The organism is Devosia sp. GW821-FHT12F11, from assembly GCF_058806655.1.
The window spans coordinates 338,439-363,923 of sequence record NZ_JBXAPX010000004.1 but is presented as its reverse complement, the minus strand read 5'-3'; the positions used below and the strand labels follow the sequence as shown (position 1 = coordinate 363,923).

Sequence of the window (25,485 nt, the reverse complement as noted above, 5' to 3'; positions counted from 1 at the left end):
ATTCCATCGCGAAAGCAACGGCATACTAGTTGACAGCGTCCTGTCAGGTTGCCGGGAGCAATGTTGCATCATGTTTCGCAGAGGAGAAGCGTGATGCAATCCAAAAAGATTACAGTACTCGCGGCGATTGTGCTGATGGCCAGTACCAGTCTGGTTCCAGCAAATGCCGCCGGGCTGCTCGGTGGCCTTCTAGGAGGCGACGATAGTGGTGATTCGGCCGGCGTCGACGTCGGCGGCATTGTGAGCATCGGCGGCGACGGCGGTTCGCTGGTCAATGTCGACCTCGGTGCCGGCGTCGATGGCGGCAGCGACGGCCTGCTCGGTGACCTCGGCGTAACCGGAGACGATGGTGTACTCGACGATCTCACCGGCGATGAGGGAGTGGTCGGGGGGCTGACCGGTGATGACGGCCTGCTCGGCGACATAACGGGCGACGATGGTCTGCTCGGCGACGTGACAGGCGAGAGCGGCCTGCTCGGTGACCTCGGCGTCACTGGCGAAGAAGGGGTGCTCGGTGACCTCGGCTTGACCGGCGGTGATGGTCTGCTCGACGATCTTGGACTCGGCGGTGGCGATGATGGCCTCGTCGGTGGGCTGATCGACGACCTCGACCTTGGCGGTGACGATGGGCTGCTGGGTGATCTCGACCTCGGTCTCGGCGGCGACGATGGCCTGCTTGGCGACCTCGACCTCGGTCTCGGCGGCGATGATGGCCTGCTTGGCGATCTAGACCTCGGGCTCGGCGGCGATGATGGCCTGCTGGGCGATCTAGACCTCGGGCTCGGCGGCGACGATGGCCTGCTGGCCGATCTCGACCTCGGGCTCGGCGGCGACGACGGCCTGCTGGCCGATCTCGACCTCGGTCTCGGCGGCGACGATGGCCTGCTGGGCGACCTCGACCTCGGTCTCGGCGGCGATGATGGCCTGCTGGGCAACCTCGACCTCGGTCTGGGCGGCGACGACGGCCTGCTGGGCAATCTCGACCTCGGTCTGGGCGGCGATGATGGCCTGCTGGGCAACCTCGACCTCGGTCTCGGCGGCGATGATGGCCTGCTGGGCGACCTGAACCTCGGCCTCGGCGGCGATGATGGTCTGTTGGGCAACCTCGACCTCGGCCTCGGCGGTGGTGAAGGGTTGCTCGACGGCCTGAATCTCGCCGATCTGGGACTCGGCGATATCACCGGTGACGTTCTTGGTGGTGACATTCTCGGAGGCGACCTGCTGGGCGGCGACCTGCTTGGCGGCGGCGTGCTGGGCGACGACCTGCTCGACCTGGGCGATCTTGGCCTGTTGGGCCTTGGTGACGTCACCGACCTCGTCGGTGATATCGGACTGGGTGGTGTCACCGATCTGGTCGGTGATATCGGACTGGGTGGTGTCACCGACCTCGTCGGTGATATCGGACTGGGCGGCGTCACCGATCTCGTCGGTGATATCGGGCTCGGTGATATCGGGCTGGGTGGCGTGACCGACCTGGTTGGCGATGTCGATCTCCTGGATGCTCTCGAGTTGAACGACATCCTGAGCGGTACGGACCTCAGCGGCCTGCTCTCCGATCTCGACCTGAGCAACCTGCTCGACCTCAGCAGCCTGCTCAATATCGGTGACATCAACATCGACCTGGGCGGCGGCAACGGTCCTGGTGGCCCTGGTGGTCCCGGCGGTCCTGGTGGTCCTGGCGGCCCTGGTGGCCCCGGCGGTCCTGGCGGTCGCGTGATCGTGGCCGGTGGCGGCGGTGGTGGGTTCGGCATGAACCGCGCCTGCAACACGAACGATGCCAAGCAGGTGATCGCGCAGGTCAAGCAGATGCAGCTGAACCGCGCGCTGCTGAGCAACGTCAACGGCGTCAAGGTGGTCAAGGTCCGTCTCTGCGCTGATCTCAAGGACAAGGTGGTGAACGCCGTCACAGCCAGCAAGAAGGTGCAGGTCCTGCAGCGCGTGCTGGGTGGCAGTGGCAAGCTGGTCGCCGAACTGCAGCGCTCCGGCGCCGGCGTCAGCGACGTCTATGCCATCGGCCGCAGCGGTGGACAGCTGACCGTGTACGCGTTCTGATCTCGCCCCGATCAGGACCCGAAGAAGGGCGCGGCCTGGATGGCTCCACCGCGCCCTTCAACTTGTCCGGTCACCACAGAGAGAGGCGGGCGTGCGGAGCTACCGTGCTGTCTGTCTACTCCGCCGGGGCAGGGTGGGCGCCGGCCTCCGCCGCATCGGCGGCCGCCAGCTCCTGTCGCAGCCGTTCTTCCTCGAACGCCTTGGGCTTCGAAAACCGCGCCAGCAACAGGTAGGCGACCGGCGTCAGGTAGAGTGTCGCGACTGCGGCAAGGCTCAGCCCGCCCACCATGATCCAGCCGAGCGCCGCACGGGCTTCCGAACCGGCGCCGCCGGCGATGATCAGCGGCACGCCGCCAAGCACGGTGGCGATCATGGTCATCACCACTGGCCTCAGCCGGATATTGGCGGAGTTCTCCACCGCCTCGCGCACCGATTGGCCGCGGTCGCGCAACTGGTTGGCGAACTCGACGATCAGGATGCCGTTCTTGGCCATGATGCCGACCACCAGGACCAGCCCGATCTGGCTGTAGACATTGAGCGTCACCCCGGTGAGCAGCATGGCGAACACCGCACAGGCGAGGCCGAACGGCACTGTGGCCATGACGATGATGGCGCTCCAGACGCTCTCGAACTGCGCCGCCAATACCAGCAGGATGACGATCAGCGCGAAACCGAAGGTGATCAGCAAGCCGTTATTGCTCTCGCCGAGGGTCTTCGCCTCGGCCATCGGCACGATGGTCGCGCCATCAGGCAAGAGCGGCTGGGCCAGCGCCACGGCCTCGTTGTAGGCGTCGCCGAGGGCGAAGCCGTCGGTGAGTGCGGCCGTCACCGTGACGGCGCGGCGCTGCTGTTCGCGGCCGAGCGAGGGGGCGATCGGCGCCTCGGTGAGCGAGGCGATGGTCGACATCGGCACATAGCGGCCGTCGGTGGTCTTGATGAAGATTGACTCGAGGTCGCCCGGATCGTTCACCGGGCTCGAAGTCGAGGTCATGCGGACCGAGTAGCTGGAATCGTTGATGAACACGGTGCCGACGTCGGAACCGTCGATCATGGCCTGCATGGTAGCGCCTAGCCCGTTGATGTCGATGCCCAACTGCGCCGCCTTCTCGCGGTCGATGGTCAGCGTCATCTGCGGTTGCGTCGTCTCGTAGTTGACCGAGACGCGGCCCCATTTCTCGTCCTTTTCCAGCTCCGCCTTCACCTTGTTGGCGGCATCGGAGAGCGTGGCATAGTTGTCGCCGAGCAGCGCGAACTGCAGGCCCGAACCGCCGCCGCGCACGCCCAGGCTATTGCCCTGGCGGATATTGGCGCGGACGCCCGGCACCTGCACCAGTTGCTGGGTGATCTCGGCGGCGATCTGCTGCTGGGAACGGGTGCGGTGCTCCCAGTCGGCCAGCGTCATGATGATGAAGCCGGAATTGGTGTTCGAGCCGAAGCCGGAGATCGAGAAGATGCTCGTCGCTTCGCCGCTGTCCTTATAGGGCTGCAGCATGTCCTCGATCTTCTGCATCTGGGTGCGCGTGAAATCGAGGCTTACCGTCGCCGGGGCGCTGACATTGATGGCGACCTGTGCCCGGTCCTCGGGTGGGGTCAGCTCCTGCTTCAGGGTGCCGAACACCGCCCAGGCGGCGCCGGCGAACAGCACGGCGATGACGATCACCACCAGCGAATTGTCGAGCGCCAGCTTGAGCGTGCGCCGATAGATCCCGGCCAGCACGCCGCCGAAGCGTTCGAGCATGTTGGGCGGCCGCTCGACATGCGGCTTCAGCATCCGCGACGCCATCATCGGCGCCAGTGACAGCGCGACGACTGCCGAGAGCCCGACCGAGATAGCGAGGGTGAAGCCGAACTCGCGGAACAACAGGCCGGTCTGGCCGGGCAGGAACGAGATCGGAATGAACACGGCGGCCAGCGTCAGCGTGGTCGCGACCACGGCGAAGAACACTTCTTGCGTACCCAGCACCGCGGCGGCACGCGGACCGAGGCCCATGCCACGCCGTCGGGTGATGTTCTCCAGCACCACGATGGCATCGTCGACGACGAGCCCGGTGGCGATGACAAGCGCCAGCAAAGTCAGGATGTTGAGCGAGAATCCGAAAGCATAGATTCCGGCAACGGTGCCGATCAGCGCCACCGGCATGGTGACGGCCGGGATGATGGTGGCGCGCCAATCGAGCAGGAACAGGAAGATGATGACGATGACGCCGACCACGGCGATCAGCAGGGAGCGCTCGACCTCGTGCACGGCGCCGGCGATGAACACCGACTCGTCGGAGGATATCCTGATGTCGACGCCCGGGGGCAGTGTGGTCTTCAGCTCGGCGACGGCGGCCTTCACGCCCTCGGAGATCTGCATGGTGTTGGATTGCGCCTGCCGCACGATGCCGAGCCCGATGCCCGATTTGCCGTCGCTGCGGAGGCCGGAATTGGCGGCCGCGGGCGAGAACACCACGCTTGCGACGTCGCCGAGTCGGGTCGTGCCCTTGATGACGATGTTCTCGAACGCTTCGGGGGTGTTGACCTCGGCGATGGCGCGGATGGCGATGTTCTGGTTGGTGCCATTGAGCGAGCCGGCGGGGCTGTCGAACGCGATGGTCGAGAGCGCGTTGCGGATATCGCCCACCGTCAGCCCGAGGCTGGCGAGCTTCACCTGATCGACATCGATCTCGAAGCTGCGGTTCTGCGTGCCGTTGACCTGCACGTCGGCGACGCCGGTCACTGCGGCGAGCCGTTCGGAGATGGTGTTCTCGACCAGCTCGGTCAGCTCGTCCTTGCTCAGCGTGTCCGAGGTCACCGCCAGCTGGATGATGGCCTGGGCGTTGGCGTCGGCCTTGACGATGGTCGGGGTCTCGGCGCCATCGGGCAGCCGGTTGGTGATCCGGCCGAGCGCATCGCGGATGTCGGAGGTGGCGTTATCGAGGTTGGTGCCGTCGTTGAAGGTCATCGAGACGCGGCTGCGGCCATAGGACGAATCCGACGAGATCGAGGCAACGCCCTGAATGCGGGCCACCACCCCCTCGATGGCCGAAGTGATTTCACGGTCGACCGTCTGGGCGGCGGCGCCCGGAAAACTGGTGGAGATCGACAGGGTGGGGCGCTCGACGCTGGGCAGCTCGCGGATCTCGACGCCGAAAAAGGCGGCGAGGCCGGCGACGATGATCAGGCAACTGACGACGATCGCCAGCACCGGCCGCCGCACGAACAGCCCTGCAATAGCGCCACCGCGCTCGTTCTGGGTCTGGATGCTCACGCGCTTGCTCCCAGGTGGTCAACTGAGAGAGACGGCCCCCTCCCGGCCTCCCCCACGAGGGGGGAGGTGAAGAGTCGAGCTTGTGGTCCGATCGTGCCAAGCACGCGATGCGGCACCTCCCCCCTCGTGGGGGAGGATGGTTGGGGGGAGTCTCTATAAGTCGTTCTCATGACGGGTTCCCTGCGGCTTCCGTCGGCCGCTTCCGGCCTTCACCGCCCTGGCCGCCCGCTGGATCGTCCAGCAATCGCACGCTCGCGCCGGCGGTGAGCTGCTGCACGCCCTGCGTCACCACCTGGTCGCCTTCGCTGAGCTCGGCCTTCACCAGCACGCCGTCGGAGTTGCGCTGAATGATCTCGACCGGCACGCGCTCGACTTTGCCCTCGACGAACTTCCACAGATAGCTGCCGGCGCTCGACCACTGGATGGCGAGCGGATCGACCGAGGGGAACTGTTCGCCCGCAAAGCTCATCGAAACCGAGAACGACATGCCGGGCTTGAGCCGGCCTTCGTCATTGGGGATGGCGGCTTCGACCTTCAGGGTGCGGCTCGCCGGATCGATGCGGTTGTCGACGGCGCTGACTTGGCCGGCGATGGTCTGGCCGGGCAGCGCCACGGCCGCCGCGGTCAGCGGCATGCCGGTGCTGATGGCCGAGGCATAGCGCTCAGGCACCCAGAAGCTGACGAGGATATGCGAGGTGTCCTCGATGGTTGTGACGACGCTCTGCGAGGTCACGGTGTTGCCGGCGCTGACCTGGAACAGGCCCACCGTTCCGGCGATCGGCGTCGAGATGGTGCGCTTGGCGAGCGCCAGGTCGGCGTTCTGCAGCTCCAGCCGGGCGTTGTTGAACGCCAGTTGCGCCGCCGCGACCTGCACGGTGGTGGTATTATTGGCCTTGGCCAGTTCGTTGGTGCGATCGAGCGCCGTCTGCGCGTCGTCGAAGGCAAGCTTGGCGCGTTCCTGGGCGATCTGCTCGGCATCGGCGTCGAGCCGGCCGATCACGGCGCCCGCTTTGACCGCGTCGCCGGGGCGCACCGTCAGCTCGGCCAGGGTGCCGCTGGCCGGCGACACCACGGTCACCGAGTGCGCCGCCGCGCCTTCGCCGATCGAGGTCAGCTTGTCGTTGATGGTGGCGAGCAGCACCGGCGCGGTGACCACCACCATGGTGCGGCTGCCGCCGCGGCCGCCGCCCTGGCCGCCGCCAGGGCCGCGCTGTCCGGTTGCCTGCTGCTGGCCCGTAGCGCCGGTCGGGCCGTTCGCGGCTTCGGCCGGTTCGCCAAAGGGGAGGGTGATGCCGAAGCGAGCCAATGTCTCGGTGGCGCCGGGCACGAAGAAGACGTAAGCGACCGCGGCCGCTCCTATGACGACGAGCGAAAGCAGCAATTGCCTGAACAAGCGACCGAATCCTAAACGAGATGTGCCCCAGCCGGATCAGGGGCAGAATGGCGCGAACGATAGCATCGGCACCCGGCGCTTCACATTAAATCGCCGTAACGTTGGGGTGAGCGGAATGCTCCCGCGCGGCGGGTCACGGACGAGCGCCGAAGGGCGCTCGCCGTTGGGATGAGCGCCAGAGGCGCTCACCGTTGGGGGTGAGCGGTTCAGTGAGGAGCGAGTTGTTCCAGCCGCGCCGCCAGCCATTCGTGCCCGCCTTCGCGGGCATAGCTCGCCGCCGAACGGTTCTTGGCGCTCAGCTGGCCCGGGTCAGCGCCGAACAGCAGCAGCAGCCCGACGATCGCCGCGTCGCCATGCATGGCGGCGGCATGCAGCGGGGTGAAGCCGTCGGCCTGGACCTGGTTAGGGTCGGCGCCGGCGCGCAGCAGCTTCTCGACCATGACCGCGTTGCGTTTGGCGGTAGCGGCGTGGATGGCGGCGACCCGCTGCGGGTTCTTCGCTGCTTCGTTGACGTCGCGGGTCAGCGGCAGCAGCAGCTCGAACGCATCGGCATTGTCGAAGAAGGCGGCGAGCCCGAGCGGAGTAAAGCCATCGGCCGAGAGGGCATTGGCGTCCCAGCCACCGGCCAGCGCCACTTCCAGCCGCTCGGCATCGTTGAGGATGATCGCCTCATGCGGATCGAGTTCCGAGATGCAGGCCCGCACCGCCGAGATGGCGCCGACATTGCCCATGTACGCCGCCCAGGCCACCAGCGAGGCGCCGCTCGGATGCCGCGCATGCGCCAGCTCCGGGTCATGCGCCAGTTCGGCGCGAAGGCCGTCGAGATCGTTGCTGGTGATGAGAACGAAGGGATCGCTCATCGGGGTAGCATAACGCCGCTTGCCGGGCGGTTGAAGCCACCCGGTGGCGAGCGCAATCGGCGGAGGCAGTGGCGTCACGCTGGCCCAAGGATTCATCGGCGCTCTCCTGCAGCGACCCGGGGGTAACGCCGAAGGGGCTTGCGTGTTCCCTTAGCTAGTGCGAGCGCGCGGCGCTCGGCGGGGTCGGGTTGATGCGGCCCCAGGCGCGGCGGAGCTGGCGGGAGGAGGCGAAGCCGGTGCGTTCGGCGATCCGCTCCATATCGAGGCGGGTTTCGCTGAGAAGTTGCTGGGCCAGCGCGACCCGCAGCCGGTTGACGTAATCGGGGATGCTCATTCCGGCATGCTCGTTGAACAGGCGCGAGACGTGGCGGGGGCTGGCGAAAGCGATCTCGGCCAGGGTGTCGAGCGACCAGTCGCGCGCCGGGTCGGCGGTGATGGCATCCTGCACGCGATGGATCGCCGGGTGAATGTGGTTGCGGCCCTCGAGCCAGGGCGAGAGCTGCGGGTCAGTGCCGGCGCGGCGCAGGTAGACGACGAGGAAGCGCGCCACGGCAGCGGCGGTCGCCGGGCTTACCAACTGGCCGATGATGTGCAGCATCAGGTCGATGCCGGCGGTGATGCCGGCGCTGGTATAGCGCTCGCCATCCTCGACATAGAGCCGGTTCTCCAGCACGCGGGCGGTGGGAGCGGTTTCGGCGAGCAGCGCGCAATCGGTGAAATGCGTGGTGCAGGCGTGGTCGTCGAGCAGGCCGGCGCGGGCGGCGAGCAGGGCGCCCGAGCAGATCGACACCAGGCGGACACCGGGCCGAATGTTCCGACGCAGCCAGGCGACGATTTCGTCCGAGCCGTGGAGCGGCGCTTCGATCAGCCCCAGCCGCTCGGCGCCGAGGATCAGCTCGGTATCGCCTGACAGTACCACCATGGCGTGGTCCTCGATCGCCTCGGGCAGCGGCGCGATGCCGCTGACGGTGAGGCCGATCGAGCTGGTGACCTCGGGCAGGGCGCCGACATATCGGACATCGAACAGGACTTCCGACTGCAGCTGGTTGGCCTTGCGCAGGGCCTCCATCGGCCCCGCGACGTCGAGCAGCAGCGTCCGCGCCGGCAGCACGACATAGACCGGGATTTTCCGCAGGGCAGGGTTCACGCCGCGGCCGACTTTGGTGCGCCAGCCAGTGCCTCGGCGATGCTGCAGACGCGGGCGAAGCGGCCATCGAGCACCGCGGCGGTGCGGGCCTTCAGTTCCTCGACGCTCCAGGTGCGGCCGGTCTTGTCGGTCAGCGCCATGGTGTGGGTCGCCTCGGTGACATAGTCGACCTGCCAGCCGAGATCGGAGGCGTGCCGGGTGGTGGTCTCGCAGCACTGCTCGGTGCGGATGCCCGAGACGATCAGCCGGCGGATGCCGTTCTCGGTGAGCCAGACATCGAGCCCCGAGCCGACCAATGCCGAGTGCCGGGTCTTCAAGAACTCGGCATCGGGCGTCAGCTGCAGTTCGGCGAGCGGGCGGACAAAGCCGGAGGCGAGCGAGAAGATGCCCTCGGGTTCGACATGCAGCACGCGGATGACGGCATGGCCCTTGGCCCGCGCCCCATCGATCAGCGCCTGCTGGTTCCTCAGGTAGGTGGCGTAGTCGGTCTCGAACCAGTTCTGGCGCTGCCGGAAAGACTCCTGGGCATCGATGACGAGCACGGCGGTATCGGACATTTCTGGACCTCATGGGCTGGATGATGGCCGGAGGGTAGGTCGCCGCAAGGATGCCCGAAAGGCCGGGGCGGGACAAGGAGCGGACAGAAAAGGACATCGATGACGTCGCGTTCTGCCACCCCACCGGATGTCATCCCTGCGAAAGCAGGGACCCATTTCGCCGCCTGCACCAGCGTGGCGGACGAGGGCAAGGCCCTCGCCGCGGAGTTGGGTCCCTGCTTTCGCACGGATGACACCGAGTTTGGGCGGGCCATCGATGGCTCTCACGTCCGCCGTCGTAGATGACGACGGCAGGAGATGGATGCTAACCTCTGCGCAACGAGGATACTTCATGACTATCGACGACAGGCCGCGCATCGTTGGCGGCGGCCCCAAAAAGCTGCTCTACACGGTCGACACCATCCGCCGGATGGGCGTCGGCAAGGCCGCCAAGGCGCTGACTGCGCACAATACCTGCAAGGCCTGCGCCTATGGCATGGGCGGGCAGAAGGGCGGAATGACCAATGAGCTCGGTGAGTTTCCGTCGGTCTGCAACAAATCGGTGCAGGCGCAATCGACCGATATCCAGCCGGCCATTCCGAACGAGGCGTTCCTCCATCCGCTGAGCGATTTGCAGCAGCTCTCGGGCCGCGAGATGGAAAAGCTCGGGCGGCTCAATACGCCGCTGTTCAAGGCAGCGGGCGCCGACCGGTACGAGCCGGTGAACTGGGATTTCGCCATCGCCCATGCCGCGGCGCAGCTGAAGGTGACCGATCCCAACCGCAGCTTCTTTTATTCCTCCGGCCGCTCGTCCAACGAGGCCGGCTTCGTGTTCCAGCTGCTGGCGCGGGTCTGGGGCACCAACAACGTCAACAACTGCTCGTATTACTGCCACCAGGCGACCAGCGAGGGGCTGGCCACCACCATCGGCAAGGGCACGGCGACGGTCGAGCTCGAGGACCTGACCGGGGCGGACCTGATCTTCGTCATCGGCGCCAACCCGTCGTCGAACCACCCGCGCTTCATCCACATGCTGAAGCATTGTCGCGACCGCGGCGGCGACGTGATCGTCATCAACCCGGCCAAGGAGCCGGGGCTGGTGAAGTTCGCCGTGCCGAAATCGCCGACTTCGATGCTGTCGGGCGGCACCGAGATCGCCTCGGACTACCTGCAGCCGCGGATCGGCTCCGACATCGCGCTGTTCAAGGGGCTGATGAAGGCGGTGCTGACGATCGGCGCGGAAGACCGGAGCTTCATCGCTCAGCACACCGAGGATTTCGAGGCGCTGCGGGCCGACCTCGAGGCGGTTTCATGGGCGGAGATCGAGGCCATCACCGGCCTGCCGCAGGCCGCGATCGAGCGCGTCGCCACGCGCTACGCCAACCGGCAGAACGTGGTGTTCGCCTGGGGCATGGGGATGACGCACCACCTGCATGGGGTGGAGAATGTCGAGGCGATTGCCAACCTGGCGCTGCTGAGAGGGATGATCGGCAAGCGCTATTCCGGCCTCCTGCCGCTGCGCGGCCATTCGAACGTCCAGGGCATCGGCACCATCGGGGTGAAGCCGGTGGTCTCCGAGCAGGTGTTCGTTGCCATGGAGCAGGCGTTCGGGATGAAGCTCGGCCGGGCCAAGGGGCTCGACACCATGGCCGGGCTCGAAGCCGCCGCGCGCGGCGAGATCGACAGTGCGGTGATCATGGGCGGGAACCTCTGGGGCGCCACGCCCGACACCGCGTTCGCCAGCCGCGCCATGGAGGCGATCGGCTTCAAGCTGTTTCTCACCACCACTCTGAACCGCGGCCATGTCCATGGCCTGGGGGAGGGCGAGGTGCTGATCCTCCCCGTTACCGCCCGCGACGAGGAGTGGTCGCCGACCACGCAGGAATCGATGTTCAACTTCGTCCGCCTGTCGGATGGCGGCATCGAGCGACTGGACAATGTGCGGCCGGAAACGGTGATCCTGTGCGATCTCGCCAAGCTCCTAGTGCCCGATAGCCCGGTGCCCTTCGAGCGATTCAAGGAACACCGGCAAGTCCGTGAAGTTATTGCGAAAGTCGTGCCCGGGCTGGAGCAGCTGGCCGACATCGACGTGGCGAAGCGCGAGTTCCACATCAAGCACCGGGTGATGCACGCGCCGGAGTTCGGCACGGCGGACGGCAAGGCGCATTTCGTCGTCACGCCGCTGCCCAAAACCGCCGCGCCGCTGACCCTCGCCACGGTGCGCTCGGAAGGGCAGTTCAACACCATCATCTATGAAGAGCAGGACAGCTACCGGCTGAAGGCCGGGCGCGACGCCATCTTCCTCAACCGCGAGGATATGGCGGCGTTCGGGGTGCGCGACGGGCAGCGGGTCACCATCGCCTCGGATACCGGGCGGATGGAGGGCACCGCGATGGCGTTCGACCTGCCGCGCGGCTCGGCGCTGGCCTACTATCCCGAGGCCAATGTGCTGTGCGGCACGGCAGTCGATCCCCGCTCGAAGACCCCGGCGTTCAAGTCGGTGCCGGTGTGGATCGAGGGCTGAGCGGCCTGGGGTGAGTTGAGCATCGCCCGGAGGAGATGATGCACTTCCTCGCCTCTCCAACCGATGTCATTCCCGCGAAGGCGGGAACCTAGTGGGATGCCTCAACGCATGTTGAGGCTGAGAGATCGCGCTGGGTCCCCGCCTGCGCGGGATGACGTCGAGTTGGTGAAGGGGGGCATGCAAAAAGGCCCCCACAGTCAGGATTGCCGGCCCACTGAACTCGGATAATCTGCGCCTCGGGTTCGGGGATAAAACGATGACGAACGATAAGCAGCCGGCGCCGGAAGTGGATCGCCCCGGCGAACGGGCGAAGGCGTTCAACGCCGCCATGGCGACGCTGGGCATTGCGATCGTCGTCTTCATAGTCGGTGTCGTCGTCGGCTTCCCGCTGGCGACGTTCGGGGTGGAGTTCGTCACCGACAATGGTGGTCTGGTGTTCGGGCTGCTGTTCGGTTTCCTCGTGCTGGTGCTGGTCGTCACGGGGGTGCTGATGATCTTCCGGCGGCAGATCTGGGAGAGCCTGTTCAAGCGCGGCGAAGTGGAGATGGAGCGCTTTGCCCGGCCGCTATCGGAAGTCGCGCGCTTTGCCGCTTTGCAGAAGGTCGCCGAGGCGACGGAGTCGGCGCGTGACCTCGCCGAGCTGGTGCTGGCGCGCTACGCCTGGGTCTCGACCCGGCGCTGGCTGATGGCAACGATCACTGCCTTCATCGCGGCCATCGCCGCGCTGGCGGGGTCGGCGCTGCTGTTCCAGCAGAACCAGCTGCTGCGCACGCAGATCGGGCTGATGCAGGACCAGAACGGGCGCATCGCCGAGCAGAACCGCTTCATCCAGAGCCAGATCGAGCTGGGCGAGGCGCAGCGCTCCACTTCGATCGTGCCGGAAATCCTCGAGATCGGGGCGCAGGTGGCGCAAGAGGTGGCAGGGTTCAACACCTTTGCCGGCGACCAGCCCGCCATTGCGCTGCTCAGCCCGGGTTTACGGGCGCGCATCATCGCGGCGACCACGGCAGCGCGGCCCTACCGCTACCTCCGCAACCCGCTGACCGATCTCGATGAGAACCTTCTGATGTCGTCGGGCCTGCTCCGCCGCACCGACCTTGCCGCCTCGGCGACGGTGCGCCAGCAGCTCGACGCGGCGAATGGCGCGGTGCAGTTCGCCGGCGAGCAGACGGGCGTAATGTCGGATCGGCCGCTGTCGCCGGAGCGCGGGCAGATCATCGGGTTGCTGATCTCCAACGGGCTCACGGATTTCTCGACCCTGAACGGCGCCGATTTCAGCTTCGCCGAAGTCCGTTCGGCCAGCACCGGCAGCAATATCCGGTTCCACTTCGCCGCGCTGCGCTTTGCCAATTTCGATCGGCAACTGCTGGTTGGGGCGGAGTTCGACGGGGCCTATCTGGAGCATGCGCGGTTCCGCAACGCCAGCATCAACTACACACGCTTCACCGCCGGCGAGCTGCCCTCGATCAGCGGCGCGGCGGCGTTGCAGCAGGGGGCGCAGCTCTCGGGCGCGGATTTCTCCGGCGCCATCCTGAAGCACGCCTCGTTCGACGGCAGCCGCGGCTTCGGCATCAACTTCGATGGTGGTGTGGTGCACAACACCACGTTTGCCGGCACCTCGATGGCGGGCAGCACGTTCCGCAACACCATCTTCGGGGTGGTGGACTTTTCTGGCGCCGACCTCAAGAGCGTCGATTTCGACGGCGCCATCGTGTTCGATGCCGGCTTCCTCGATACCGTCGCCCAGCAGGCGGCGCCCGAGAGCTTTGTGCGCGACCGGTTCGAGATCGCGCCGCTCGCCGCCGAGGAATTTGCCCGCCACCCCCGCTGGTCCGATGCGTGGCTGGATGGGCTCGAGGCCAAGCAGGCCTATCGGATCACACGTGTAGGAGCATTCGAGTGAGCGGCTTCCCAAAACAGACTTTCGAGTTCCTCGCGGGGATCGCTGCGCATAACGAGAAGGCGTGGTTCGACGCCAACCGGCCGCTCTACGAGGGCGGCTATGTCGAGCCGGGCAAGGCGTTCGTCGCCGAGATCGGCCCCAGGCTCAAGGCGATTTCGCCCGAGGTGCAGTTCGATCCCAAGGTCAACGGCTCGATCTCGCGCATCAACCGCGACATCCGGTTTTCGAAGGACAAGCGGCCCTACAAGCAACACCTGGCGCTGTGGTTCTGGCACGGCGACAAGCGCGGCTGGGACCGGCCGGGCTTCTACGTACACATCGAGGCCGAGCGGGTGTTCCTCGGCACCGGCATGTACGGCTTCGACAAGGATACGCTCGACAGTTTTCGCCAATCGATCATCCACCCGCGCTCCGGCAAGGCGCTGGTTGCGGCGGTGGCCGAAGTGAAGGCCAAGGGTGCGTACAACATCGGCGAAAAGACGCGAAAACTCATGCCGCGCGGCTTCGAGACCGATCCTGACCGGGCCGAGTTCCTGCTCTATGAAGGGCTGACCGCCGGCATCGAGTTGCCGGCGAGCGCCGCGGCCAGGCCGGATTTCGCCGAGATCTGCCTCGAGCATTTCGCCAACACCGCCCCGATCACGCGTTGGCTGATCGCCGAGGTAGCGGGGTAGGGCGTTTCCTGCGAGTCAGCAGTAAAGCACGCGCGGTGGTGGCTCAACCATTGCGGAATGCGTACCCATACCCGTTGAGCGCAGGGGCGCCGCCGAGATGGGCGTAGAGCACCTTGCTTCCATCAGGGAAGAAGCCCTTCTGCACCAGGTCGATCATCCCTTGCATGGATTTGCCCTCGTAGACCGGGTCGGTGATCATGCCCTCGAGCCGGCCAACGAGGCGGATCGCCGCCTTGGTCTCCTCCGACGGCACGCCATAGATCGGGTAGGCGTATTCCTCGCGCAGCACCACGTCCTCGGCCCCGATGGGCTGGCCGAGTTCGACCAGCTCGGCGGTGCGCTGTGCGATCTCCAGCACCTGGGCGCGGGTCTGCTGCGGGGTGCACGAGGCATCGATGCCGATGACGTTTTGGGCGCGGCCGTCGGCGGCAAAGCCCACCAGCATGCCGGCATGGGTGGAGCCGGTGACAGTGCAGACGACGATGTAGTCGAACTTGAAGCCGAGCTCGGCTTCCTGCATGCGCACTTCCTCGGCAAAGCCGACATAGCCGAGACCGCCGAACTTGTGCACCGAGGCGCCAGCGGGAATAGGGTAGGGCTTGCCGCCGGCCGCTTCGACTTCGGCAATGGCGTTCTTCCAGCTGTCGCGGATGCCGATATCGAAGCCGTCATCGACCAGCCGCACGTCGGCGCCCATGATGCGGCTCAGCATGATGTTGCCGACCCGGTCATAGACCGCATCCTCGTGCGGTACCCAGGCCTCCTGTACCAGCCGGCACTTGAAGCCGATCTTGGCGGCCACCGCCGCGACCATGCGGGTGTGATTGGACTGCACGCCGCCGATCGACACCAGCGTGTCGGCGCCCGAGGCGATGGCATCGGGGACGATGTATTCGAGCTTGCGCAGCTTGTTGCCGCCGAAGGCAAGGCCGGAGTTGCAGTCCTCACGCTTGGCATAGAGCTCGACATTGCCGCCGAGATGGGCGCCGAGGCGTTCGAGCTTTTCGATTGGCGTGGGGCCGAAAGTCAGCGGGTAGCGGGGGAATTTCGCGAGGTTCATGGTAGGGCTCCTTGAGCTCTGATCTGACTCAAGGCTAGCAATTACCGCGCGAGGGGTGCTTTCAATGTTGGCGCCAAAGCTGTGCGAAGCGGCCGTCTGGGCGTCAGCCGGACATGTGTTCTACCGAGCACGGGAGCCAATATGAAAGAATCTTCCGACCACGATCTCGATCGGATCGACCTGAAGATGCTGCGGGCGCTGCAGCGCGATGGCCGGATCAGCAATGCCGATCTCGCGGCGGAAGTTGGGGTCAGCGCCGCGACCTGCCACCGGCGAACGCAGCAGCTGATCGAGGCCGGCTACATCTCGGGCTTCCGGGCGATGGTGGCGCCGCACCAAGTCGAGCTCGGCACGCTCGTGCTGGTCGGGGTGGTGCTCGACCGCTCGACACCCGAGAGTTTTGCCGCCTTCGAGAGCGCCGCTGCGAAGCTGAAATTCGTGCTCGATTGCCACCTGGTGGCGGGTGACTTCGACTATTTCCTGAAGATCCGGGTGCGCGACATGGCCGATTTCAACCGCCTGCACGGCACGCAACTGATCGGGTTGCCCGGCGTACGGCAGACCCGAACCTTCTTCGTGATGAAGGAAGTGGTGGATGGGCGGGCGCTGGAGTTTTGAGTGGGACACCGGCGTAATTCCCGCTGGCCTGATACCGGTGAGGTTCACCACCAGAGCGCCCCAAACGCGATGGCGAAGGCCGGGACCCATCCTGAGATGCTTCGGCTCGTCCGTGTAACCACCCCATCTCAGGATGGGCCCCGGCCTGCGCCCGGGTGACACCGTGGGTTGGGCGACATTGGGGATAGAGCCCGGGCTGGTGTCACACCCGTATGGAGCTAAGCGTCCATCGGATACGCCACATAGGCAAACCGCCGGCTGTCGGGCGCCCAGGAGTTGACGTTGATCGTCCCCTGGCCGCCGTTGAAGCCGATGATGTCGCGGGTGCCGGTGCCGTCGGGGCGCATGAAGCGGAGGATCACGTCCTTGTCGGCGGGGTGACCCTTGGTGCCGGGCGGGTAGCTGAGATAGGCGATCGACTGGCCGTCGGGCGCGAAGTGGGGGAACCAGTTCACCCGCTCGTCGAACGTGACCTGGGTCAGCTCCGAGCCGTCGGTGCGCATCTTGAAGATCTGGGCATGACTGGGTGAACCCTGCTCGGAGTTGAACCAGATCCACTGGCCGTCGGGCGAATACTCGGCCCCGTCATTGGGCACCAGCACGTCGGTCAGCTGCGTATCCGGGCCGCCCGCGGCGGGGATGGTCCAGATGTTGACCTTGGCCCACTGGTTATCGCCCACGGCATTGATGCCGACATAGGATAGCGTCCTGCCGTCCGGCGAGATGCCGTGGAGGTAATAGTGGTGGCGGTGCGGGTAGCTGTTCGACACCCGCCGCGGCGCGCCGCCGGCGATCGGCAGGGCATAGAGGTGTCCGTCGTCGGAACTCACATAGACCGTGGTGCCATCGGGCGACAGTACATGGTCGTTGTTGAGGTCGTTGAGGTGACCGGTATCGAGCTTTGCGATCTCCCCGATGCCGTCGGCGGCGATGGTCCAGAGCTCGCCGCCGGCGTTGAACACCAGGGTCTTGCCGTCGGGCGTCCAGTTCGGCGCCTCGATGATCTCGTCAGCGGTGAACAGCACCTGCCGGTTGCCGCCGTCGATATCGATGATGGTCAGTTCCGAAACCTGGCCCGGCAAGAGGCTGCGGCCGCGGCGGGCAAAGTTGGGCTTCTGCGGCACGTCGAATCCTCCCGGTCAGTCGGCTGATACTGCCAGCGGAACGAACAGCAGCGGAACGGCCCCTGCTGCGATTTTCTTCTTTCGTGATGTTCGACGACGGCGCGAAGCACGTTATGCATCTGGCAGCTGGAGGCCCGACCGCATGACATTGCCGCAGATGCTGTCCTTTGCCGTGGTCGGCCTGATGATGGTGGCGTTCGTTTGGGGCAGGCTGCGCTACGATCTTGTGGCGGCGCTGGCTTTGCTGGTTGCGGTTCTCGTCGGCGTCGTGCCGGCGGACAAGGCGTTCTCGGGCCTCTCGGATGACATTGTCATTATCGTGGGCAGCGCGCTGGTGGTGAGCGCGGCGGTGTCGCGCTCCGGCATCATGGACATTGCCCTGGCGCGTGTCGCCCCGAACGTCTCGGCCCCGCGCATGCAACTCCTGATCCTCGTGATGGTGGTGGCTGTGCTGTCGGCCTTCGTCAAGAATATCGGGGCGCTGGCGATCATGATTCCGATCGCCTTCCAGATGGCGCGGCGCTCGGGCGTTTCGCCCTCGCGCTTCCTGATGCCAATGTCGTTTGCTGCGCTGCTCGGCGGGCTGATGACGCAGATCGGCACCTCGCCCAACATCATCGTGTCGCGGGTCCGCGAGGACCTGACCGGGACGAGTTTCCAAATGTTCGACTTCACTCCGGTCGGGTTGGCGCTCGCCGTCGCCGGGGTGATCTTCCTCGCCTTCTTCTACTGGCTGCTTCCGGAGCGGAAGCGCGAGGGGCTGGCGGTGGGCGAGGCGATCGAGATCAAGAACTACACCACCGAGGCTACGGTAAGCGCCAACTCCGCGGCGCTGGAGAAGACCGTCAGCGACCTGCACAAGATGTCGGGCGGCAAGGCGATGGTGACTGCCATCGTCTCGGCGAAAGGCGGTCGGCGCACGCCGTTCCCCGATGCGGTGTTGCGCGAAGGCGACCGGGTGCTTGTCGAGGGCGAGCCCGAGGCGCTGGATCGGATGATCGAGCGGGGTGGGTTGTCGCTCTCCGATCGCACCCACGCGCCGGGCCTCGATCTGGTCACCATCGAAGCGATCATCGGCCCCAACTCGCCGCTCGAAGGCACCACAGCGCGCGACTTTGCGCTGTTCGAGCGGACCGGTCTCAACCTGTTGGCGGTCAGCCGGCGTGAGCGGCGATTCTCCGAGCGGCTGGGGCAGATCCAGCTGGAGGAGGGCGACGTGGTGCTGTTGCGCGGCAGCCGGGCGCAGATGGGTGAACAACTGCGCGATCTCGACGCACTACCGCTGGCGGAGCGTAACCTGCAACTTGGGAGCGTCCGCAACCGGCTGCTGCCGATCGGCATTCTCGGCGTTGCGATGCTGGCGACGGCGTTGGGCTGGGCGCCGGTGCCGATCGCCTTCTTCGCCGCGGCCGTGCTGATCGTCGCCAGCGGGGCACTGCCGCTGCGCGATATCTACCGCCAGCTCGACGGGCCGATCCTGATCATGCTGGCAGCGCTGATCCCGGTGAGCGACTCTCTGCGTGAGACCGGCGCGACCGACCTGATCGCGGCGTGGCTGGGGCAGGTGTCGGTGGGGCTGCCGCCAATCGGGGCACTGGCGGTGATCCTCGTCGCGGCGATGGCGGTGACGCCGTTCCTCAACAACGCCGCGACGGTGCTGGTGATGGCGCCGATCGCCGCGACCTTTGCCACCGATCTGGGGCTCAGGCCGGAGGCGTTCCTGATGGCCGTCGCCATCGGCGCCGGCTGCGACTTCCTGACGCCGATCGGGCACCAGTGCAACACCCTGGTGATGGGGCCGGGCGGCTACCGCTTCGGAGATTACTGGCGGCTCGGCTTACCGCTCTCGATCCTCGTCATCGTCATAGCGGTGCCTCTCTTGCAGCTGGTCTGGCCGTTAGCCTGAGGTGGTGTTGCCCCGGGCGGCGGGTTCCCCTACATACGGCGCTCGATCTCAAGGTTTAGCGGCGGGAGCAGTGCCCTTATGGCGCGCCAGTTCATCTATCACATGCACGGAATGTCCAAGGCCTATGCCAGCGGCAAGAAGGTGCTCGACAACATTCACCTGAGTTTCTACCCCGACGCCAAGATCGGCGTGCTGGGTCCGAACGGCTCGGGTAAGTCGACGCTGCTCCGCATCATGGCCGGCATCGATACCGAGTTCACCGGGGAGGCCTGGGTGGCCGACGGCGCCAAGGTGGGCTACCTGGCGCAGGAGCCGCAGCTCGATCCGGCGCTCGACGTCAAGGGCAACGTCATGACCGGCGTCAAGGAGAAGAAGGACGTCATCGATCGCTACAACGAGCTGATGATGAACTACTCCGACGAGACCGCCGACGAGGCGACGAAGCTGCAGGACATCATCGATAGCCAGAACCTCTGGGATCTCGACAGCCAGGTCGAAGTCGCCATGGAGGCGCTGGGCTGCCCGCCGGGCGATGCCGACGTCAACAATCTCTCGGGCGGCGAGAAGCGGCGTGTGGCGCTTTGTGCTCTCCTCTTGTCGAAGCCCGACCTGCTGCTGCTGGACGAACCGACCAACCATCTCGATGCTGAGACCACGGCGTGGCTCGAAAACCACCTGCGCGAATTCCCCGGCGCGGTGCTGATCATCACCCACGATCGCTACTTCCTCGACAATGTCACCGGCTGGATTCTCGAGCTCGATCGCGGCCGCGGCGTGCCCTATGAGGGCAACTACTCAGCCTACCTCAACGCCAAGTCGAAGCGCTTCGCCCAGGAGCAGTCGGAAGACGCCGCCCGCGCCAAGGTGCTGGAGCGCGAACGCGAATGGATGGGCCAGAGCCCGCAGGCCCGCATGGCCAAATCGAAGGCGCGTATCCGGGCTTATGACGAGTTGGTGAAGGTCAACGAGGCCCGCACCCAGTCGTCGACGGCGCAGATCATCATCCCGCCGGGCGAACGGCTAGGCCAGAACGTCATCGACATCAACGGGGTCACCAAGTCCTACGGCGACCGGGTACTGATCGACAACCTGACCTTCAAGCTGCCGCCGGGCGGCATTGTCGGCGTCATCGGCCCGAACGGCGTCGGCAAGTCGACGCTGTTCCGGATGATCACCGGGCAGGAGAAACCGGATACGGGCGAAATCACCGTCGCCGACAACGTCAACCTCGGTTATGTCGACCAGAGCCGCGACACCCTCGCACCGAACAAGACGGTGTGGGAGGAGATCTCGGGTGGCAACGAAATCCTGATGCTGGGCAAGCGCGAGATGAACTCGCGCGCCTATACCTCGGCGTTCAACTTCAAGGGCGCCGACCAGCAGCAGAAGGTGGGTAATCTCTCAGGCGGCCAGCGCAACCGTGTGCACCTCGCCAAGATGCTGAAGTCCGGCGCCAACGTACTGCTGCTCGACGAGCCGACCAACGACCTCGACACCGAAACCCTCGCGGCGCTCGAAGAGGCGCTGGAAGAATTCGCCGGCTGCGCCGTGATCATCAGCCACGATCGCATGTTCCTTGACCGCCTCGCGACCCACATGCTGGCCTATGAAGGCGACAGCCACTTCGAGTGGTTCGAAGGCAACTTCCAGGATTACGAGCAGGACAAGATCCGCCGCCTCGGCGCGGACTCGGTGAACAACCACCGGGTCACGTACAAGAAGCTGACGCGGTAAGCCTCGCTGTAGTTACAAAAAGGGCGGCGTCGGTGACGCCGCCCTTTTGCTTTGTGGGCTGGTCGCTGGGGCAGGGGATCGGCTTCTCGTCCGCGAGGCAGAGCGGCGGACTGCGGCTACCCGACATCCTGGCCCAGCCGGGTCAGTCCTTCTCGCCCTCGAGCCGAAGCATGTCCCCGCCTTCGCCCAGCGAGATCAGCCCTGTCTTGGCGTAGAGATCCAGCTTGGCGCGGGTGTCGGCGATGTCGAGGTTGCGCATGGTGAGCTGGCCGATGCGGTCGGCAGGCGTGAACGGCGCGTCCTCGACCTTTTCCATGCTCAGCCGCTCCGGCGCATAGGTCAGGTTCGGGCTTTCGGTGTTGAGGATCGAGTAGTCGTTGCCGCGGCGCAGTTCGAGCGTCACCTCGCCGGTGATGGCGTTGGCCACCCAGCGCTGCGCCGTCTCGCGCAGCATCAGGGCCTGCGAGTCGAACCAGCGGCCCTGGTAGAGCAGGCGCCCGAGACGCATGCCGCTGATGCGGTACTGCTCGATGGTATCCTCGTTGTGGATGCCGGTGACCAGGCGCTCGTAGGCAATGTGCAGCAGCGCCATGCCCGGCGCCTCGTAGATGCCGCGGCTCTTGGCTTCGATGATACGGTTCTCGATCTGGTCGCTCATGCCGAGGCCGTGGCGGCCGCCGATGGCGTTGGCTTCGAGGAAGAGGGCGACGGGATCGGCGAAGGTCTGGCCGTTCAGCGCGACCGGCTGTCCCTCGGCGAAGCGCACCACCACCTTCTCGGCCGGAACGTTCACGTCGTCGCGCCAGAACGGCACGCCCATGATCGGGCTGACGATCTTGATGCCGCTGTCGAGGCTCTCGAGGTCCTTGGCCTCATGGGTGGCGCCGAGGATGTTGCTGTCGGTGGAGTAGGCCTTCTCGGCGCTCATCTTGTAGGCGAAGCCGTGCGCGGTGAGGAAGGCCGACATCTCGGAGCGGCCACCCAGCTCGTCGATGAACTGCTGGTCGAGCCAGGGCTTGTAGATGCGCAGGTTCGGGTTGGTCAGCAAGCCGTAGCGGTAGAAGCGCTCGATATCGTTGCCCTTGAAGGTCGAGCCGTCGCCCCAGACGTTGACCCCGTCCTCCTGCATGGCCGAGACCAGCATGGTGCCGGTGACGGCGCGCCCGAGCGGCGTGGTGTTGAAGTAGGTGATGCCACCGGTCGAGATGTGGAAGGCGCCGGACTGGATGGCGGCGATGCCTTCGTGCACGAGTTGGGTGCGGCAATCGACGAGGCGCGCGTTCTCAGCGCCGAAATCCATGGCCTTGCGCGGGATCTCGTCATAGTCGGCCTCGTCGGGCTGGCCGAGATTGGCGGTGTAGGCATAGACCTTGGCACCCTTCTGCTTCATCCACAGCAGGGCGGCACTGGTGTCGAGGCCGCCGGAGAAGGCGATGCCGACTTTTTCCCCCTTGGGCAGGCTCTTCAGGATCGTGGTCATGGGGGCTCCAGTCGGCTCGAAAGGTTGGCTAGGACGCAACTGTCGCGGCGAATAACAAATTTCGCATCGCTCGCATAGGAGCGGGCTGCATCGATTCTGCCGCCGGCTGGGCGTTGCGGACGTGCGACTTGACGGCGGCAACGCTGGGATCGAGAAGTCCGGGCAAACAATACGGGGTGTACGCCATGGCTGACTGGTCGCCTTCCACTTACCTGAGGTTCGAGGACGAGCGGACGCGACCGGCGCGGGACCTGCTGGCGCAGGTGCCATTGGTGGCGCCGGCACGGGTGGTCGATATGGGGTGCGGGCCGGGCAACTCGACCGAGCTGCTGGTGGAGCGGTTTCCTGATGCGCAGGTGATCGGGCTCGACAGTTCGCCCAACATGCTGGCCGAGGCGCGGCAGCGCGTGCCGCAAGCGAGGTTCGACGAGGCCGATGCGAACACCTGGGTGCCGGAGCCGGAGACCGACCTCGTTTTCGCCAACGCCATCTACCAGTGGGTGCCCAAGCATCTGGTGTCGCTGACCCGCGTCGCAGCCGCCCAACCGGAGGGCGGTGTGCTGGCGGTGCAGATGCCCGACAATGTGGCTGAGCCCTCGCACCAACTGATGCGGCAACTGGCCGCCGATGGCCCGTGGAGCGAGCGCTTGAAGCAGGCAGCCCGGGCGCCGCTGCTGCCGGTCCGCGTCTACTACGACGCCCTCCGTCCCACTGCGCGCCGCCTCGATATGTGGCACACCAACTACAACCACCTGCTCGACGGTCCCGAGGCGATCGTCGAGTGGGTCAAGGCCACCGGCCTCCGCCCCTTCATCGATCCGCTGGAGCCAGCCGAGCGCGAGGCGTTCCTCGCCCGCTACCTCGAGCTGATCGCCGAGGCCTATCCGAGGGCGGTCGATGGCAAGGTGCTGCTACGCTTCCCGCGGCTGTTTATCGTGGCGGTGAAGTAGGGGCGGCACGGAGGCCGCCCCCTGAAGCGGCTCAGGGGCTCCTGCGCCAGACGATCACCGGGCCGTCTTCCGGGTCGACGCGCTCGCCGGCGCGGACAAAGCCGTTGGCGGTGAGCACCTTCTGGGAGGCGAGATTATCGAGCGCGGTCTCGGCCACGACAGTGCCGACGCGCGGGTCGGCCCTGGCCCAGGCGAGCAGGTCGGTCACGGCGCGGGTGGCAATGCCGCGGCCCTGGCTGGCCGGAGCGATGCCGTAGCCGATGGTGACGGCGTCCTCGTCCGGGGGGCGGATCAGCGAGAGGAGGCCGACGACGGTGTCGTCTTCGACCACCAGCCAGGCGGCAGGCGCAAAACTCGCGCGTATGGTGGCAGCAAGGTCGCCCAGCATGGCCAGCACCTCCGGCGGGGCGATGTCGGCGACAAGGCGCAGGTTTCGGGGGCCGCGGCCTTCAATGAGGGCGGCGAAGTCGGAAGCAGTTGCTTCGATCAGCATGTTGGTTCTCGGCAATGAGATGGGGTGGCGCCAGCAAGCTGGCGCGGCACGAGCCGAGCGACGGAAATCAGGCGTCAGCGAACACGTTCAGCTACGGCCATCCTGCCGCGCGGCGGGGATGGGAAGCGTGGTCAAAGGCATTCTCCTCTGAGCTTGCTGGTGACTAGCAGCCTGGGCGCATGGCAGCAATCGGCCTTACGACGGCGCCGCGTTGATCTCGACGATGTTGCGGTCGGGATCGAGCACGTATAGCTGCGCAAAACCTGCCGCGCCGGTTCTTTTGACGAGGAGACGGCGCGGATCACCGTCCGCGGCATGCTCGCTGAACCCGCTCGCGGCCAGCACGCTGACGACAGCGTCGAAGTCGTCGGTGTTGAGCGCGAAGTGCCCGTCATTGTTGTCGACGCTATCGCTGTCGCGAAACGTCTGTCCGTCGTGGACGACGAGATGAACCTGCCGGTCGCCGCAGGACAGCCATGCACCGCGCACCGGGAAATCCGGCCGGGGCAAAGGGTGCAGGCCGAGGATGTCGCGATAGAAGGCCAGCGAGCGGTCGAGGTCGCGGACAACGATGGAGACGTGATGCAGGCGCAGGTTCAGCATGATAGACCCCCAGTGCAGGAGCCGAGCCTAACGGCTCAGCCAATTTCAGGCTAGCTCGCGGTCTGGCCTAAGCGCAGCAGTGGTGCTAAGTGCCGCGCTTTCCTTTCGAGGTGCCTGCCATGACCTCTCCCTTTGAAATCGACTTCGATGGTGCGCTGATCCGCGGCGAGGCTGCCGGCTTCGGCATTCCGGTGGTGTTCCTCCACTCCGGCGTCACCGACCGGCGCATGTGGGCCGAGCAGATGCGTCAGCTGGCGGCCGAGGGCTATCACGTCATCAGCTATGACCGGCGTGGCTATGGCGAGACCGAGACGGCCGATGTGCCGTTCAACCACCTGGTGGATCTCGAGACGGTGCTCGACCGGCTGAGCGTCCACGCGGCGATCCTGGTGGGTTCGTCGATGGGCGGTGCGCTGGCTGTCGATTTCGCGCTGGAGCATCCGAACCGGACGATCGCGCTGGCGCTGATGGGCACCGGGGTGACCGGCGCCGAGGGTTATGAGGTCGACGAGGAAGTCGAGCAGCTCGAAGAGGCGTTCGAATACGCGAGAGAGCGCGGCAATATCAGCACCGCCAACCGCATCCAGGCGCATCAGTGGCTCGATGGGCCGTATGGCGAAGCGGGGCGGGTGACCGGACCGGTGCGTGACCTGTTCCTCGCGATGAACGAGATCCACCTCAACCATGCGCCGCTGACCCAGGAGGAACGGCCGGAGCCGGCGTTCCACAACCTGTCGGTGATCACCGCGCCGACGCTGCTGGTGGTGGGCGAGCTCGATTGCTCGGACGTTGTCGCGATCCACGAGGACCTCAGCGAGGAACTGGAGAACGCCTTTGCGGTGGTGCTCGAGGACACGGCGCATTTCCCCAGCCTCGAGCGGCCCGACCTGTTCGACCCGATCCTGTTCGAGTTCCTCGAAGCGGTGACCGGGCAGGGCGAGGACGACGGGGACGAGAGCGAGGACTGACGGCCACGCTGGCTCGCGCTTTCGAACCGCCGCCGCTCGTTGTGCGAGCATCGTGGCTTACCCCTCATCCGGCGCTACGCGCCACCTTCTCCCCGACGGGGAGAAGAATCCTGCGACACCGGTGATGGGCACCACTCCTCTCCCCGTCGGGGAGAGGGTGGATCGGCCGTAAGGCCGAGATGGGTGAGGGGTTGGCGGCCACCGAGCGAG

At 66.1% G+C, this 25,485-nt stretch carries 19 protein-coding genes; 9 read left to right on the top strand and 10 right to left on the bottom strand.

Annotated features, from left to right (window positions below):
- The first annotated feature begins 93 nt into the window (after window positions 1-93).
- Entirely contained in the window at window positions 94-2,052 is a 1,959-nt protein-coding gene (locus tag AC1ROK_RS14580; protein ID WP_492848059.1) for a hypothetical protein, read from the top strand.
- Window positions 2,053-2,167: 115 nt separating this feature from the next.
- Here the strand turns inward: AC1ROK_RS14580 and AC1ROK_RS14575 are convergent, their stop codons facing one another.
- The 5 genes from AC1ROK_RS14575 to AC1ROK_RS14555 all read right to left on the bottom strand — a co-directional run bounded on the left by AC1ROK_RS14575 (window position 2,168) and on the right by AC1ROK_RS14555 (window position 9,259).
- The gene (locus tag AC1ROK_RS14575) at window positions 2,168-5,302 is read right to left on the bottom strand and encodes an efflux RND transporter permease subunit (protein WP_492848057.1); all 3,135 of its coding nucleotides are present in this window, start codon (window positions 5,300-5,302) and stop codon (window positions 2,168-2,170) included.
- Window positions 5,303-5,468: 166 nt separating this feature from the next.
- Window positions 5,469-6,695 carry an efflux RND transporter periplasmic adaptor subunit gene (locus tag AC1ROK_RS14570; protein ID WP_492848055.1) on the bottom strand — a complete coding sequence of 409 codons (1,227 nt, stop codon included), beginning with the start codon at window positions 6,693-6,695 and terminating at the stop codon, window positions 5,469-5,471.
- Between the two features lie 206 nt (window positions 6,696-6,901).
- Window positions 6,902-7,555 carry an ankyrin repeat domain-containing protein gene (locus AC1ROK_RS14565; protein WP_492848053.1) on the bottom strand — a complete coding sequence of 218 codons (654 nt, stop codon included), beginning with the start codon at window positions 7,553-7,555 and terminating at the stop codon, window positions 6,902-6,904.
- Window positions 7,556-7,709: 154 nt separating this feature from the next.
- On the bottom strand, window positions 7,710-8,702 hold the full coding sequence (locus tag AC1ROK_RS14560; RefSeq protein ID WP_492848051.1) for a GlxA family transcriptional regulator: 993 nt from the start codon (window positions 8,700-8,702) through the stop codon (window positions 7,710-7,712).
- The gene (locus AC1ROK_RS14555; RefSeq protein WP_492848049.1) at window positions 8,699-9,259 is read right to left on the bottom strand and encodes a cysteine hydrolase family protein; all 561 of its coding nucleotides are present in this window, start codon (window positions 9,257-9,259) and stop codon (window positions 8,699-8,701) included. The genes AC1ROK_RS14560 and AC1ROK_RS14555 overlap by 4 nt, the downstream gene beginning before the upstream one ends.
- A gap of 331 nt (window positions 9,260-9,590) precedes the next feature.
- Here AC1ROK_RS14555 and AC1ROK_RS14550 point away from each other — a divergent pair, with 331 nt between their 5' ends.
- The 3 genes from AC1ROK_RS14550 to AC1ROK_RS14540 all read left to right on the top strand — a co-directional run bounded on the left by AC1ROK_RS14550 (window position 9,591) and on the right by AC1ROK_RS14540 (window position 14,339).
- Window positions 9,591-11,762: an FdhF/YdeP family oxidoreductase gene (locus AC1ROK_RS14550; RefSeq protein WP_492848047.1), complete on the top strand. Its 2,172-nt coding sequence runs from the start codon at window positions 9,591-9,593 to the stop codon at window positions 11,760-11,762.
- A gap of 256 nt (window positions 11,763-12,018) precedes the next feature.
- On the top strand, window positions 12,019-13,665 hold the full coding sequence (locus AC1ROK_RS14545) for a pentapeptide repeat-containing protein (RefSeq protein WP_492848045.1): 1,647 nt from the start codon (window positions 12,019-12,021) through the stop codon (window positions 13,663-13,665).
- Window positions 13,662-14,339, top strand: a complete 678-nt coding sequence (locus tag AC1ROK_RS14540; protein WP_492848043.1) for a DUF2461 domain-containing protein — start codon at window positions 13,662-13,664, stop codon at window positions 14,337-14,339. The genes AC1ROK_RS14545 and AC1ROK_RS14540 overlap by 4 nt, the downstream gene beginning before the upstream one ends.
- 43 nt (window positions 14,340-14,382) lie before the next feature.
- Here the strand turns inward: AC1ROK_RS14540 and AC1ROK_RS14535 are convergent, their stop codons facing one another.
- Window positions 14,383-15,399, bottom strand: coding sequence for a 1-aminocyclopropane-1-carboxylate deaminase (locus AC1ROK_RS14535; protein WP_492848041.1), 1,017 nt, complete (start codon window positions 15,397-15,399; stop codon window positions 14,383-14,385).
- A 141-nt stretch (window positions 15,400-15,540) separates the two neighbouring features.
- Here AC1ROK_RS14535 and AC1ROK_RS14530 point away from each other — a divergent pair, with 141 nt between their 5' ends.
- The gene (locus tag AC1ROK_RS14530) at window positions 15,541-16,017 is read left to right on the top strand and encodes an Lrp/AsnC ligand binding domain-containing protein (RefSeq protein WP_492848039.1); all 477 of its coding nucleotides are present in this window, start codon (window positions 15,541-15,543) and stop codon (window positions 16,015-16,017) included.
- Window positions 16,018-16,235: 218 nt separating this feature from the next.
- Here AC1ROK_RS14530 and AC1ROK_RS14525 read toward each other — a convergent pair whose 3' ends face one another.
- On the bottom strand, window positions 16,236-17,141 hold the full coding sequence (locus AC1ROK_RS14525; RefSeq protein ID WP_492848037.1) for a TolB family protein: 906 nt from the start codon (window positions 17,139-17,141) through the stop codon (window positions 16,236-16,238).
- Window positions 17,142-17,283: 142 nt separating this feature from the next.
- Here AC1ROK_RS14525 and AC1ROK_RS14520 point away from each other — a divergent pair, with 142 nt between their 5' ends.
- Both AC1ROK_RS14520 and ettA read left to right on the top strand, forming a co-directional pair.
- A complete protein-coding gene (locus tag AC1ROK_RS14520; protein ID WP_492848035.1) occupies window positions 17,284-19,047 on the top strand; it encodes an SLC13 family permease in 1,764 nt (587 codons plus the stop codon).
- 78 nt (window positions 19,048-19,125) lie between these two features.
- Window positions 19,126-20,781 (top strand): energy-dependent translational throttle protein EttA, encoded by a 1,656-nt coding sequence (gene ettA / locus AC1ROK_RS14515; RefSeq protein WP_492848033.1) that lies wholly within the window; start codon window positions 19,126-19,128, stop codon window positions 20,779-20,781.
- Between the two features lie 142 nt (window positions 20,782-20,923).
- Here ettA and argG read toward each other — a convergent pair whose 3' ends face one another.
- Window positions 20,924-22,261 carry an argininosuccinate synthase gene (gene argG, locus AC1ROK_RS14510; protein WP_492848031.1) on the bottom strand — a complete coding sequence of 446 codons (1,338 nt, stop codon included), beginning with the start codon at window positions 22,259-22,261 and terminating at the stop codon, window positions 20,924-20,926.
- 185 nt (window positions 22,262-22,446) lie between these two features.
- Here argG and tam point away from each other — a divergent pair, with 185 nt between their 5' ends.
- Entirely contained in the window at window positions 22,447-23,211 is a 765-nt protein-coding gene (gene tam, locus AC1ROK_RS14505; protein ID WP_492848029.1) for a trans-aconitate 2-methyltransferase, read from the top strand.
- Between the two features lie 31 nt (window positions 23,212-23,242).
- Here the strand turns inward: tam and AC1ROK_RS14500 are convergent, their stop codons facing one another.
- Together AC1ROK_RS14500 and AC1ROK_RS14495 are read right to left on the bottom strand one after the other, a co-directional pair.
- On the bottom strand, window positions 23,243-23,704 hold the full coding sequence (locus tag AC1ROK_RS14500) for a GNAT family N-acetyltransferase (RefSeq protein WP_492848027.1): 462 nt from the start codon (window positions 23,702-23,704) through the stop codon (window positions 23,243-23,245).
- Between the two features lie 195 nt (window positions 23,705-23,899).
- Entirely contained in the window at window positions 23,900-24,307 is a 408-nt protein-coding gene (locus AC1ROK_RS14495; RefSeq protein ID WP_492848025.1) for a VOC family protein, read from the bottom strand.
- Window positions 24,308-24,426: 119 nt separating this feature from the next.
- Between AC1ROK_RS14495 and AC1ROK_RS14490 the strand changes: the two genes are divergently transcribed.
- A complete protein-coding gene (locus AC1ROK_RS14490) occupies window positions 24,427-25,275 on the top strand; it encodes an alpha/beta fold hydrolase (RefSeq protein ID WP_492848023.1) in 849 nt (282 codons plus the stop codon).
- The last annotated feature ends 210 nt before the right edge of the window (window positions 25,276-25,485 follow it).